12 protein-coding genes and 1 pseudogene are annotated in these 13,299 nt (G+C 66.4%); 8 read left to right on the top strand and 5 right to left on the bottom strand.

All coding sequences use genetic code 11. From position 1 onward, the window contains the following. Nucleotides 1-34 precede the first annotated feature (34 nt). The 8 genes from AXYL_RS23575 (at nt 35) to AXYL_RS23540 (ending at nt 11,422) form a co-directional block, all read left to right on the top strand. The gene (locus AXYL_RS23575; RefSeq protein ID WP_013395384.1) at nt 35-1,165 is read left to right on the top strand and encodes a CaiB/BaiF CoA transferase family protein; all 1,131 of its coding nucleotides are present in this window, start codon (nt 35-37) and stop codon (nt 1,163-1,165) included. Nucleotides 1,166-1,336: 171 nt separating this feature from the next. Next, entirely contained in the window at nt 1,337-1,849 is a 513-nt protein-coding gene (locus AXYL_RS23570; RefSeq protein WP_013395383.1) for a sigma-70 family RNA polymerase sigma factor, read from the top strand. Further along, nucleotides 1,846-2,802, top strand: a complete 957-nt coding sequence (locus AXYL_RS23565; protein ID WP_013395382.1) for a FecR domain-containing protein — start codon at nt 1,846-1,848, stop codon at nt 2,800-2,802. Before AXYL_RS23570 ends, AXYL_RS23565 begins: the two co-directional genes overlap by 4 nt. Nucleotides 2,803-2,888: 86 nt before the next feature. Beyond that, nucleotides 2,889-5,381, top strand: coding sequence for a TonB-dependent siderophore receptor (locus AXYL_RS23560; RefSeq protein WP_013395381.1), 2,493 nt, complete (start codon nt 2,889-2,891; stop codon nt 5,379-5,381). After that, nucleotides 5,378-5,650: an iron transporter gene (locus AXYL_RS23555; RefSeq protein WP_148260631.1), complete on the top strand. Its 273-nt coding sequence runs from the start codon at nt 5,378-5,380 to the stop codon at nt 5,648-5,650. The genes AXYL_RS23560 and AXYL_RS23555 overlap by 4 nt, the downstream gene beginning before the upstream one ends. After that, nucleotides 5,647-7,158 (top strand): PepSY-associated TM helix domain-containing protein, encoded by a 1,512-nt coding sequence (locus AXYL_RS23550; RefSeq protein ID WP_013395379.1) that lies wholly within the window; start codon nt 5,647-5,649, stop codon nt 7,156-7,158. The genes AXYL_RS23555 and AXYL_RS23550 overlap by 4 nt, the downstream gene beginning before the upstream one ends. A gap of 176 nt (nt 7,159-7,334) precedes the next feature. Continuing rightward, on the top strand, nt 7,335-8,342 hold the full coding sequence (locus AXYL_RS23545) for an asparaginase (protein ID WP_193353257.1): 1,008 nt from the start codon (nt 7,335-7,337) through the stop codon (nt 8,340-8,342). Between the two features lie 284 nt (nt 8,343-8,626). After that, entirely contained in the window at nt 8,627-11,422 is a 2,796-nt protein-coding gene (locus tag AXYL_RS23540) for an autotransporter outer membrane beta-barrel domain-containing protein (RefSeq protein WP_013395377.1), read from the top strand. A 113-nt stretch (nt 11,423-11,535) separates the two neighbouring features. Here the strand turns inward: AXYL_RS23540 and AXYL_RS35095 are convergent, their stop codons facing one another. From AXYL_RS35095 to AXYL_RS23530, 5 genes and pseudogenes are all read right to left on the bottom strand, one after another. Next, nucleotides 11,536-11,709 (bottom strand): hypothetical protein, encoded by a 174-nt coding sequence (locus AXYL_RS35095; protein ID WP_158307669.1) that lies wholly within the window; start codon nt 11,707-11,709, stop codon nt 11,536-11,538. Between the two features lie 30 nt (nt 11,710-11,739). Then, nucleotides 11,740-11,868: pseudogene (locus AXYL_RS34465) on the bottom strand (integrase core domain-containing protein); the annotation flags it as partial. 218 nt (nt 11,869-12,086) lie between these two features. Next, entirely contained in the window at nt 12,087-12,377 is a 291-nt protein-coding gene (locus tag AXYL_RS23535) for a hypothetical protein (RefSeq protein ID WP_013395375.1), read from the bottom strand. An 86-nt stretch (nt 12,378-12,463) separates the two neighbouring features. Beyond that, the gene (locus AXYL_RS35475) at nt 12,464-12,700 is read right to left on the bottom strand and encodes a hypothetical protein (RefSeq protein ID WP_085947813.1); all 237 of its coding nucleotides are present in this window, start codon (nt 12,698-12,700) and stop codon (nt 12,464-12,466) included. Between the two features lie 48 nt (nt 12,701-12,748). Further along, the gene (locus AXYL_RS23530) at nt 12,749-13,210 is read right to left on the bottom strand and encodes a carboxymuconolactone decarboxylase family protein (RefSeq protein WP_013395374.1); all 462 of its coding nucleotides are present in this window, start codon (nt 13,208-13,210) and stop codon (nt 12,749-12,751) included. Between the last annotated feature and the right edge of the window lie 89 nt (nt 13,211-13,299).

Here is a 13,299-nt window from a genome sequence, read left to right as displayed (position 1 = left end):
CGCGTCCGCCGCCTAGACCTGGGAAGACGAACACATGGGACCACTGGCTGGAATCAGGATCATCGAATTGGCCGGCATCGGTCCGGGGCCGATGGCGGCCATGCTGCTGGCCGACATGGGCGCGACGGTCCTGCGGATCGAACGCAAGGAGCCCGCCGATCTGGGCGTCAAGCGCGAGCTGAAGTACAACCTGCTGCTGCGCAACCGGCGCTCGATCGCGTTGGACCTGAAAGACCCGCGCGCCGTGGCGCTGGTGCTGCGGCTGCTGCGCAAGGCCGATGGGCTGATAGAAGGATTCCGTCCCGGCGTGACCGAGAGGCTGGGCCTGGGGCCGCAAGCCTGCCTGGCCGCAAACCCCAGGCTGGTCTATGGCCGCATCACCGGCTGGGGCCAGGACGGGCCGCTGGCGCAAGTGGCCGGGCATGACATCAACTACATCGCCGTCACCGGCGTGCTGGACGCCATCGGCCGGGCCGGCCAGCCGCCCACGCCTCCGCTCGCGCTGGTGGGCGATTTCGGCGGCGGCGGCCCGTTCCTCGCATTGGGCATGCTGGCCGCCATCATCGAAGCGCGCCAGTCGGGCCTAGGCCAGGTGGTGGACGCCGCCGTGATGGACGGCGTGGCCTCCATGGCCACGGCCTTCTTCGGCCTGGCCGCTTCGGGGTCATGGCAGCCCCAGCGGGGCAGCAACATCCTCGATTCGGGCGCGCCGTTCTATGACGTGTATGCATGTGCGGACGGCCTGTGGCTGTCGGTCGGCCCGATAGAGCGCCGCTTCCACGAACGGCTGTTGCGGCAGCTGGGCCTGGACGACGATGCCATCCGCGACTTGGGCGACCATCAGGACAGGACCACCTGGCCCCGCCTGCGGACGGTGCTGGCCGCGGCCTTCGCCCAGCGCAATCGCGACGACTGGTGCGAAAGGCTGGCGCACCTGGATGTATGCGTGGCCCCCGTGCAGACGCTGAGGGACGCCGCCATGCATCCGCAGGTCAAGGCACGCGGCACGCTGCTGGAGGTGGACGGCATCACGCAGCCCGCCCCGGCACCGCGCTTCAGCAGGACGCCCAACGCCAGGCCGACCGCGCCGCAGCCGCCGGATGCTGGAGCGCTGGCGGGTTGGCTGGATCCGGAGGACCTGGAGGCATACGGCGCAGCGCTTTGACGGCGGAGGGCAGCCGGACGCGAGTCGGGCTGTACCGGATCGGAGCCGGTTTCGCTCGACAGGCCGCGCGGGGCGGCAAGCCTGGGATCGGAACCGGCGCATTGCCGGTGCGCGGGTTTATGGCGATAATTGCGACTAATTCCTATTATCGAAATAGCCGCCCCCCTCGCCATGCCGCAACCCGAACAAACCGCCGTCGCCGTGCAGCGCATCTACGACGCGCATCACGGCTGGCTGTTCGGCTGGCTGCGCCGGCGGTTGGGCAATAGCGCCGATGCCGCCGACCTGGCCCAGGACACCTTCGTCGGGCTGTTGAGCAGCTACCGGCGGCGCGCCATGCCGGACTTGCAGGAGCCGCGCGCCTACCTGACCACCATCGCCAAACGTCTCATGGTCGATATGTACCGGCGCCACGCGCTGGAACAGGCCTACCTCGAGGCCCTGGCAGCCATGCCGGCGCGGCATGCGCCGTCGGAAGAGCAGAGGCTGATGGTGCTGCAGACGCTGCGGGAGGTGGATGCCTTGCTGGCGGCCTTGCCGGACAAGGCCCGCATCGCATTCCTGCTGTCGCAGCTCGACGGGCTGACGTATGAACAGATCGGCGCGGAGATGGGGGTGAGCGTGCGCACGGTCAAGCGCTACATGGCTGAAGCCTTCAAGCATTGCATCCTGGCGGCGCCATGACCATCGCAACCGACGCCATCGACCCGAAGATCGCGGGCGAAGCCGCGGATTGGCTGGTGCGGCTGCATTCGGGGCGCTTCTCCGAGGCGGACAAACTGGCTTGCGAGCGCTGGCGCCAGCGCAGCCCCGAGCACGACCGCGCCTGGGCCCGGGCTCAGGCGATCCTGGCCAAGTTCGGCGGCTTGCCGCCGGGCCTGGGGCGGGCCGCCTTGAACGCGGACGCCACGCGGCGCGCCGGCCTGCGGACGCTGGCCGGCCTGATCGTGGCGCTGCCCGCCGGCTGGCTGGCTTGGCGCACGGCGCCCTGGCAGAGCTGGACGGCGGACTACGCCACGGGCAGCGGCGAACGTCGGCAGTTCGAGTTGCCGGACGGCAGCGTGCTGACGCTCAACACGGCGTCGGCGGTGGATCTGGATTACTCGGCGCAACAGCGCCTGGTGCTGTTGCGCGAAGGCGAAATCCTGCTGCGTTCGGTCCATGCTGTGCCGGCCGATCCCCGGCCGCTGCGGGTCCGCACCGCCGAAGGCAGCGTGCAGGCCCTGGGGACGTACTTCGGCGTGCGCCAGTTGGAGGCGCGCAGCCGGGTCGCGGTGATCGAGGGCCAGGTGCGGCTGCAGCCGCGAGCAGCTGCGGCGGGTGCCGTCCTGACTGCGGGGCAGTGCAGCGAGTTTTCGGAGCGCGAGGTCCTGGCGCCGCGTGCCTATGTCCATCCGCCCCAAGCCTGGCTCGATGGGGTGCTCTATGCGGACGACATGAGGCTGGCCGACTTCCTGCAAGAGCTGGCGCGCTATCGCCCCGGCCTGTTGCGCTGCGACCCGGCGGTGGCCGATCTGCGCATTTCCGGCGGCTTTCAGGTGGACGATACCGACGCGGTGCTGCTGGCGGTGTCGCGCAGCCTGCCGGTGCGGGTGGTTTCGCGCAGCCGCTACTGGGTGAGCGTGGTGCCGGCCTGACCGGGCCGCGCGGACTTTTGGCCCCTTTTCCGGGCTCGTCCGACAAGTCCATATAGCACCTTCGCTAGCACTCAGTCGGGATCAGCATGTTTTCAAGCAAGATCAACGCGGCCAGGCCACCTCGCCGTACGCGCCGCCGCGCGGCCGCAGGCGCGCTTTGCGCGGCCCTGGGCGCAGCGGCGCCGGCCATCCACGCGCAGCCGGCCGCCCCGGCGTCCGGCGCGGCCGCCCAGGCGCGGTTCGACATCCCGGCGGGTCCGCTGGGACCGGCGCTGTCGGCATTCGCCGGGATGGCGCGCATCAATCTCTCGTTCGATCCGGCGCTGGCCGAAGGCTGGCGCACGGCAGGGCTGCAAGGCGCCTGGACGGTCGAGGCGGGGCTGGCGAAGTTGCTGGCGGGCACGCCGCTGGCGGCGCGGCGCGATGGCGCCAACGTCTACACGCTCAGGCGGATTCCCGCGGAGCCGGCGGCGATGCTGCCGGCGGTGCGGGTCGAGGGGGCGCAGGAGTCGGCTTACGGACCGGTCGTCGGCATCGTGGCGCAGCGCAGCGCCACCGGCACCAAGACCGACACGCCCATCCTGGAAATTCCGCAGACGGTGAACGTGGTCACGCGCGACGAGATCACGATGCGCGGCGCGCGCAGCATCGTCGAGGCGCTGGCCTACACGCCGGGCGCCTATTCTCCGGGCGGCAGCGCTGATCTGCGCTACGACAACATCTACCTGCGCGGCGGCCATGCCGCCCGCAACAACCTCGATGGCGCCCGGCTGCCTTTTGGCGCTTACAGCTTCGGCATGCTGCAGATCGAGCCCTACGGGCTGGAGCGGGTCGAGGTGCTGAAGGGACCATCCTCGGTCCTGTACGGGCAGAACACGCCCGGCGGACTCATCAATATGGTGAGCAAGCTGCCCACGCAAACGCCCCTGCGCGAGATCGAGCTGCAGACCGGCAGCTACGGCCGGGCGCAGGCCGCCCTGGATCTGAGCGACCCGATAGACCAGGAAGGGCAGTGGAGCTACCGCCTGGTCGCGTTGCAACGGGACGCGGCCCAGTCCGCCAACTACTCGGAAGAAGACCGGACCTTCGTGGCGCCGGCATTGACGTGGCGGCCGTCGGCAGCCACTTCGCTGACCTTGCTGGGCTTCTACCAGAAGGACCATCAGGTGCCCATCTACGGCAATCTGCCGGCCGCGGGTACGCTCTATTCCAATCCCAACGGCCGCATCCCCCGCCACCGCTATACCGGCGAGCCCGGCTGGGATACCTATGACCGGGAACAATACTCCGCCGGCTACCTGTTCTCGCATCAGTTCAACGACACCTGGACCGTGCGGCAGCAATTGCGCTACAGCCACATGCGGGGCGAGGCGCGCACCACCGTGGGCTATATGCTCAACCCGGTGGACATGCGCACCTGGTCGCGCTCGATGTCGCGCGGCCAGGGCACCGGCGCGACACTGAACGTGGATACCCAGGCGATCGCGCGCTTCAGCACCGGCCAGGTCGGGCACGAGTTCCTCGCAGGTTTCGATTATCTGGACATGCGCGACACCTACAAGTTCGCCAACGTCATTGCCGGCGTGCCGCCGCTGGATCTCTACGATCCGGTTTACGGGCGGCCCAGGCCCGGCATCGCGGACCTGATACCCCGCGTCGATTCGCGCCAGCGCACCGAGCAGTCCGGCGCCTATGCGCAGGATCAGATCTCGTACGGCAACTGGCTGCTGACGCTGGGCGGCCGCTACGACATGGCGCGCAGCACCACCCGTAATCTGCTGACCTCCGGCAAGGTCTCGCAAAGCGACTCGGCCTTCACCGGCAGGGCGGGCCTGACCTATATGCTGGAGAGCGGCCTGGCGCCTTACGTGGCGTATTCGACGTCGTTCGCGCCCACGGGCGGCACCGACTACCAGGGCAACCCGTTCCAGCCGACCAAGGGCCGGCAGATCGAGGCGGGACTGAAATTCCAGCCGCCGGGCAGCGACAGCATGGTGACCCTGTCGGCCTATCAACTGACGCAAACCAATGTGCTGACCACCGATACCACCCCAGGGCGTCCGCCGGGCTTCCAGCTCCAGGCGGGGGAGGTCCGCTCGCGCGGGATCGAACTGGAAGGCAAGGCCAGTCTGGCCCGCGGCTGGGACCTGATTGCCTCGTATTCCTACGTCGACGCGGTGGTGACCAAGAGTTCCAACGTCGACATCGTCGATGGCGCGCCGCAATCGCGCGAAGGCAAGAAGCAGTACTACGCGCCGGCGCACCAGGCCGCGGCATGGTTGGCCTACAAGGTGCAGGACGGGCCGCTGCAAGGACTAGGCCTGGGGGCAGGGGTGCGCTACATCGGCGCGGACTGGGGCGACGCGGCGAACACCTTGCGCATTCCCGCAGTGACGCTGGTCGATGCCGCCCTGTCCTACGACCTGGGCCAGATGCAGCCCGCCATGCGCGGCATGACGCTGTCGCTGAACGCCAGCAACCTGTTCGACCGCAGCTACGTGGGCACTTGCGTGACGACGACGTCGTGCACCTACGGCGCCGGGCGCTTGCTGCTGGCCACGCTCAGGTACGCGTGGTGAGGCCCCGCAGCAGCTGGCGCGGCGTGGCGGCGCGCCTGGCCGCGGCCACCTTGGGCGCCTACGCGCTGGTGTGGGCAGCGGTTGCGGCGGCGGCCCGCCTGCCGCTGGCGCCTACCGACGCCATACTCTATCCGGCCCTGGCCGCCATACCCGTGCAGGTGGCCCTCACGGTTTGGGCATTCGCGGCGCGCAGCCCGCGCCGGGTGTGGCTGGCCATTGTGGCGGGATGCATGGGCTCCTGGTTGCTGACCTCGGGTACGACGGCATGAACGCGTATCCGGAAGGCAGCCTGCGCCAGCGCATGGCCTGGCTGCACACCTGGGTCGGCCTGCTGTTCGGCTGGCTGACGTTTTCAATATTCCTGACCGGCGCGCTCAGCGTCTATGCGCCGGAGATCAGCCGCTGGATGAAGCCCGAGATTTCGGCTGCCGGCAAGGCCAGCCAGGCCCAGGCCCTGGAATTGGCGCAAGACTGGCTGGAGCGGAACGCCGGGGGCGCGGCTGCATGGCGGATCGAATTGCCGGATGCCCGCCGCCCCTTGCTGGCGCTGTCGTGGGAAGATGCAGACGGCGGCGGCGCCGTGATGCTAGATCCGGCTGGCGGGCGCAAGATCGTGCCGCGCGACACAGAGGGCGGCGATTTCCTGGTCGAGTTCCATTACAGCCTGCACGCGGGACAGGCCGGTATCTGGCTGGTCGGCGCCTGTACCCTGGCGCTGCTGGTCGCGCTGGTTTCCGGCGTCATCGTGCACCGGCGCTTTTTCGCGGATTTCTTCGTGTTCAGGCCGCGCGCCTCGCCGGGCCGCGCCTGGCTCGATGCGCACAACATGCTGTCGGTGCTGCCGCTGCCGTTCCATTGCATGATCCTGTTCACCGCTTTGAGCACGCTGCTGCTGGGCTACTTGCCTGCCGGGGTGCAAAGCCGCTATGGCGGCGACGTGGCGGCGATGGTGGCCGAGGTGTTTCCGCAGCCGCCGGCCGCGCCGCGGCCAGGCGGCGCGACGGAGATGCTGCCGTTGAGCACGCTGGCCTTGCGCGCCGAGCCGGAATTGGGCGCGGGCAAGATCGCCGCGATCGGGATCAGGCAACCCGGCACGCAAGGCGCGCTTGCGGATGTCTGGCGCCGCTACGACGATCGCCTGCTGGCGTTTCCCGACCGCGTGTCCCTGCTGGCGGCGAGCGGCGAGGTCGTCGACGTGCAAACAAGCTATCCCGGATCTTTGCAACTGATCCGGACGCTGGGCGGACTGCATTATGGCTACTACGCCGCACCGCTATTGCGCGCGCTGTACTTCCTGCTGGCCTTGTCAGGCGCAGCCATGATCGCGACGGGACTGGTGCTGTACACGGCGCGGCCGGCGGCGGCCGCTTCCCGCTTCGGCCGGGCGGCGCACCGGCTGAATGTGGCGATGGTATGCGGCCCGGCATGCGCCTGCGCCGCCTATCTGCTGGCCAACCGCCTGGCGTGGCCCGGGTCGGAGGGCTTGCATGAGCGCGAGGTGGCGGCTTTCTTCCTGGCGTGGATCGCCTGCGGCGTGCACGCCTTGGCGCGCGACGAACGTCGCTTGTGGCCGGAGCAATGGGGGGGCGCGGCGCTGCTATGGCTGGCCGTGGCGCCTGTTGATCTGCTGACCATGGCCTCCGACGCCGGCCTGAGGACGGCCCTGGCGATGCCGCTGCATCATGCGGTCTGGGGCGCGAGCATCGCGGCCGCCTGCGTTTTCGCCTGCGTGGCGCATCGTTCCAGAACCAAGCCCATTTCAAGCCTTGGATCCTGAGGCTGGTGACCCGCATTGCAGTTCTTTCCCAAGACCAATCCGCCTGGCCATGGCCTTGAGTGGACGGCATCGACTCGGCCTTGCCTTCCTGAATAGAATGGGCTTCCCGTTCCCCGTTCCGGAGTCGTCCCATGAACTTGCAGCTACGAATTTTTTCGTTTTTTGTCATGTCTGTGATGTCAGCCGGCGCCGCGGCTGAAACGCCGCCAGTGGTCCAGTTCATTGCCACGGGCGGGACGATCGCGATGAAGGTGGATCCGGTCACCAAGGGGGTGGTACCCGCCATCTCGGGCGATGATCTGATGCAGACGGTGCCCGACGCCGCCAAGTACGCCCGCATAGAGGTCAACAACTTCTCGGCCATGTCGGCCAACTATGTCGAGCCCAAGTGGTGGACGCGTTTGACCAAGTCGGTGGATGACGCCTTGGCCCGGCCTGAGGTGGCCGGCGTGGTCATCGCCCATGGCACGGACACGATGGAGGAGACCGCGTACTGGCTCGATCTGACCGTGAAATCCGACAAGCCCGTCATCCTGATCGGCGCGCAACGCAATGCGTCGTCTCCGGATTTCGACGGGCCGCGCAATCTGCTCAATGCCATTCGGATCGCCACGGCGCCGGACGCCAAGGGCAAGGGGGTGATGATCGCGATGAACAACCAGATCAACGCCGCGCGCACGGCGACCAAGACCCATACCGCGGATGTCGAGACCTTCAAGTCGGGCGATTTCGGCTTTCTCGGCGAGGTCTGGTCGGATCGCGTGCAATTCTCGCGCACGCCCTTGCGGCGACAGCACATCGATATCGGCGCGGGCGACATGCCGCGCGTGGAAATCCTGCCGATGTTCGGCGGCGCGGACGGCGATCTGCTGCGCTATGCCGTGGACCAGGGTGCGAAGGGCATCGTGGTCCAGGCCGTGGGCATGGGCAACATGAACGTTTCGATGTTCGAGGCCGTGAAGTATGCGCTGGGCAAGGATGTGCCGGTGGTCATATCGACGCGCGTGCCCAATGGCCGGACGATGCCGGTCTACGGTTTCCCCGGCGGCGGGAAAACCACTTTCGACGCCGGCGCGGTCATGGCGGGCGACCTCAGCCCGCAGAAGGCCCGGCTGCTGCTGATGCTGCTGTTGCATCAGGGGCAGCACAGCAAGGAAGCGCTGCAGGCTGCATTTGATCGTTGATCGTTGCGGGCAGGATTCGCAGCTCCCTCGGCGCTGGCCTTCCGAACCAGGGCCAGGCGCCGCGCGGCCGCGTTCGACGTCTCCTTGCCCTCGGGGATACCAACGCTTGTGTTCAGTCGATCCGCGAATCCCAGATCATCCTTTGGAGCGCAAGACTGGGTGTTGCGCCTGCATCCTGCATTCTTTTCGGCAGGCGGAACGCGGATAGGTGTAGACACCTATTAAGAAAACCCTGCCGCATGCCGTATCGCCAGGAGGTTGCGTCTACTTAAAAAGGATGTGTCATGGTGGCCAGGTATTGCCTACGCACGGGATGGTTGAAGTCGGCTGTCCTCGTTTTCTACGCGGCGAACTTCGCCTATCCCGCAAATGCCCAATCGGTCTCCAGTTCCGGCCAGATCGATCCTGGGCCGGTCCAGACGCCGCATTGGACTGTCGGCGGCGATCTGACCGTCGGAGATACCCTCGCCGGGGAGTTGGTCATCGATGCGGGCGGTTCCGTGGTCAATGACTTGGCATACATTGGAAACTTCAATGGCGGCATAGGCGCCGTGACGGTGTCGGGCCGTGACGGCAATGGCGTCGCTTCCACCTGGACCAGCCTCGGTTCAGTGCAACTCGGCCTCGACACCGGCGCCAGCGGCACAGTGACGATCCGGGACGGGGGCTCGGCGCAAAGCGATTCGGCCAGCATCGGCTTCGAGACCGGCGGCGTCGGGAACGTTCTCGTTTCCGGGCCGGGGTCCACCTGGAATCTCTCCACGGGCAATGCGTTCGTGATCGGCGGGCGCGGCCAGGGCTCGCTGCGGATCGACCATGGCGGCGCCGTGCACAGCGGCCAGGCGATCCTCGGCTGGGAAGTCGGCAGCGAGGGCAGCGCCACGGTGTCGGGCGCGGCAACGGTCTGGGACCCGCTAAACAACATCTACGTGGGGCTCGACGGAAAGGGCGAGCTCCACGTCCAGGATGGCGCCAGCGTCAGCACGGTCGGGTCGACAGCGCCAGGCGCCGCGGCAACGGTCTACATTGGCAGGGGCGTGGACGGCGTTGGCACGGTGACGGTGTCGAGCGCAACGGCCGACGTTTCGACGCTCGCGGCAAGCGACCGCATCGAAATCGGCTCGGCAGGCACGGGAACGTTGACCATCGAAAAGGGTGGGAAGGCCATTGCCGCCGCCGATACATGGCTTACCGTTGCGGCCTCCGCCACCGGCACGCTGAACCTGACCGGCGATGCCAGCGGCCGCGGCGTGCTGGAGACCGGCTCGGTGATCAAGGGCGCGGGCAACGCCACTTTCAACCTGGACGGCGGCATCCTGCGCGCCAATCGCAATGAGGCCAACTTCCTGAAAGGCTTCTCCACGCAGGCGGTGGGCAGTGGCGGCGCCGGGTTTGATACCAACGGCCACGAAGTGGGCGTCACGACCGCGTTCTCAGGGACGTCACGCTTGAATAAGCTGGGCGCGGGCACGCTGACCTTGTCGGGCAACAGCGCGGCGTTCACCGGCAATACCGATGTTCAGGCTGGAACGCTGCAGGTGGATGGCATCCTCGGCGGGCCGGTGACCGTGCTTGCGGCCGCGCGATTGACCGGCACGGGACGCGTGGGCGCGACGGTTAACCGGGGTACGATCGCGCCGGGTCCGCGCAGCGGTTTCGGCACCCTCACGATCGCCGGCGACTATGCGGCGCAGGGCGGCAACCTGGAAATCCGCACACAGCTTGGCGCCGACGACTCGCCGACGGACAAGCTGGTGATCACCGGCGACAGCGCTGGCTCGACGCCGGTCACGGTGAAGAACATGGGAGGCGCTGGCGCGCAGACCCAACGCGGCATACAAGTCGTGCAGGTCTACGGCCTGTCGGCGGGAAAATTCGATCTGGCCAACGGCGACTACGTCATCGGGGGGCGTCCGGCTCTGGTCGCCGGCGCCTATGGCTATGTGCTGCAACAGGACCCAGCCGACGGCGGCTGGTACTTGCGATCGTCCCTGACCAATCCAGTCACTACCCCGACGGATCCTGGTACCACCCCGACGGATCCGGGTACGACCCCGACCGATCCAGGCACCACCCCGACCAATCCGGGCACTCCCTCGCCCGGTGGCGGTTCGCCGGGCGCCGAACCGCCCTTGCTCTATCAGCCCGGCGTGCCGGTCTACGAGGCCTATGCCAATACGCTGCTCCACCTGAGCCAGCTGCCTACCCTGCGCCAGCGGGTCGGCAATCGCCTCTATGATCCGGCGGACGCCGGCCGCAATGGCGTATGGAGTCGCGTCGAGGGCACGACAGGACGGCTCGATCCTGCGGCGTCCACCACCGGCGCGCGTCAGAACGTCGATAGCTGGAAGGCGCAATTCGGCGTTGACCGCATCCTGGCCGGTAAAGAAGAGGGATCCCGTCTGGTGGGCGGCCTGGCCTTTCACTATGGCAAGGCCGACTCGCGGGTGTCGTCGGTCTACGGCAACGGCACGATCGACACCACTTCCTATGGCCTGACGCCGACACTGACCTGGTACGGCAAGAATGGCCTGTATATCGACACCCAGGCTCAGGCGACCTGGTTCGACAGCGACCTGAACTCAGGGCTGGCCGGCAAATTGAAGGGCGGCCAGAAGGCCCAGAGCTATGGCTTGGGTATCGAAGCGGGCAAGGCTTTCGGATTGTCAGAGGAGCTGGCCCTGATCCCGCAGGCGCAACTGACATACGTATCGACCCGCTTCGACAGCTTCAACGACAAATTCGGCGCGCGCGTCGAAAGCGACAAGGGCGACAGCCTGCTGGGCCGTTTCGGCATCGCGCTGGACTACAAGAGAAATTGGCAAACGGCCGGCGCGAAGCGGGAATCCAGCGTCTACGGCGTCGTCAACGTGAAGCATGAGTTCCTGGACGGAACCAGTGTCCGCGTCGCCGGCGTGCCGGCGGCCAGTCGCATGGCGCGAACCTGGGGCAGCATCGGAGCGGGGGCAAATTTTGGTTGGGGGGAGCGCTACGCCATCTACGGCCAGGTCGAAGCCGACGCGGATTTCTCCGGCAGCTATATCGTCACCGCTACCGCGGGCTTCAGGATGGCTTTCTAGAGTGGGCGATGGTGACCGGCCGACGCTCTGCAAATCTGCTTTTCTTCAAGGGAGTCTCCGACTCATGGAGACTCCGTCGGTTGGCGCCTGCCTGAGGCGGGAGCCTACGTCCACTACGGAGCCTTCATCTCCTGCTCCTTCTCCTTCTTCTCCTTTTTTTCTCCATCGTAGTGAGACTTGATGGCGAGAAACATGCCCGTACCCAACACGAGGAGCTTGAACGTACCGAAGACTACAGGGACCCAGAAATTCATCATTTCCTCAAAACGCTGCTTCAGCAGCTTCACTAAATACTCGCGGACTGATCCGCGTCGATGCTAGTGATCGGGCTGCCATGAGCCCCCGACCTGTTGTCGGAGGCAGTATTTCCGGGCGAATTCGCCCGGTGTTAGATCTTTCAAAGCCATGTGAGGCCGAGCGTCATTGTAGTCCTGGCGCCAAGCCTCGCTACGCAACTGCAATTGTTCATCGGCATACCGCCGATAGACTCGGCTGCAGCTGACCTGCCAGCCTGGTCTTGCCCGCCAAAGGGCGCCGTCTTGACCGCGCAGCATCTCGACCGGCGACTTGCTTGTCCTGGGCTATGTCCGTTATCGGCCAGGAACGGTCGCGGGGTCGATCATCCGACGATCGGAGCGAACATCAATCGCCCCCGCGAGGGCATTCAGGCGGTCAGGAAGCGCGTGACTTCGGCCCAGTCGTTGGTCGACAGGGCGACGTCTTCGAAGTCGCCGGCTTCCTCGTCGTAGCGCGAAACGCAGAAGCGCTGGCTTCTGCCGGATTCGCGGTCGGCATAGTTGGCGTAGTCGACATACACCTTCAAGCCGCGCTCCTTGTTCTCGAATGAAGGAGCTGCGTCGATGTAGCTCGACGAGTCGAAATACCCTTCGGGTAGGGGCGGGAGGGTGGTTATGTCGAAGTCAGGAAATTCGCGGCGGAGTCGTTCGAGGTTCATAAGGGAAGCATTTGGAGGCTGGAAGCCTGACATTTTACGTTGATTGGTGTCAGCTGGTTTTGCCCGCCAAAGCCAAAAGGCGAACCTCAACGCAAAAGGCGAACTTTGTTCCCGCCACTCCGGGTTTGAGTAGCGGGAATAAAGTTCGCTTTTTTTTGAAGTCCGTCTTTCGGCTTTGACGGTCGAGACAAGCCATAGAGCTTGTAGCTGTTATAGCCTGCTCGCGGGCTGTTCTCGCAAGTCGACTGCGGCGCGCGCCCGTCAAGGGTCGCAGCACTAGGCTGGCCCTGGCGCTGCTGCGCCAGCAGCAGTTCGTCCACCATTGCCCCTCGCTACGGCAGTCGCGCTCCTGCAAGGTGTCTTGAAACGCCCTAGACCTGGAGTGCTGCGACGGCCTGCGGCGTCCTGTGAAACGCGATCGCTAGGCGATTGAAACTGTTGATCAGGCAGACGGCGTAGGATAAGTCGGCAATTTCGCGCGCATTGAACACGGCCGCGACGGCGTCATAGTCCGCATCGGCCACGCCGGCCTGCGCTACCAGCGTCAGCCTTTCCGCCCAGGCCAGCGCGGCGCGCTCTTGCGCGGTGTAGAGCGGACCAGCTTCGCGCCAGGTGGGCAGCAGAGCAAGCTTGTCATCCGCAACGCCGCGGGCGCGCAACTCACGCGCATGCATGTCGATGCAATAGGCGCAACCATTGATCAGGGATACACGCAGATACACCAGGTCAACCAGTTCTGTCGGCAAGCCGCAACGCTGCAGGTAGAGATAGGCGTTGGTAAGGCTCTTGTAGCCTTCCGGAGAGGCCTGGGTGTAGTCGATACGATCTGTCATGGAGGCACCTGATAAGAAGAAGCACTGCTGAAGCTGGCCAGTGTATGGCCCCCGTCCCAGGGGGGAACAGAGCCATGAATGGCATGCTT

The organism is Achromobacter xylosoxidans A8, assembly GCF_000165835.1.
In the GTDB taxonomy this organism is placed as follows: Bacteria; Pseudomonadota; Gammaproteobacteria; order Burkholderiales; family Burkholderiaceae_B; genus Achromobacter; species Achromobacter xylosoxidans_B.
The sequence above is the reverse complement of the archived record's forward strand: the minus strand, read 5'-3'. Positions and strand labels throughout refer to the sequence as shown.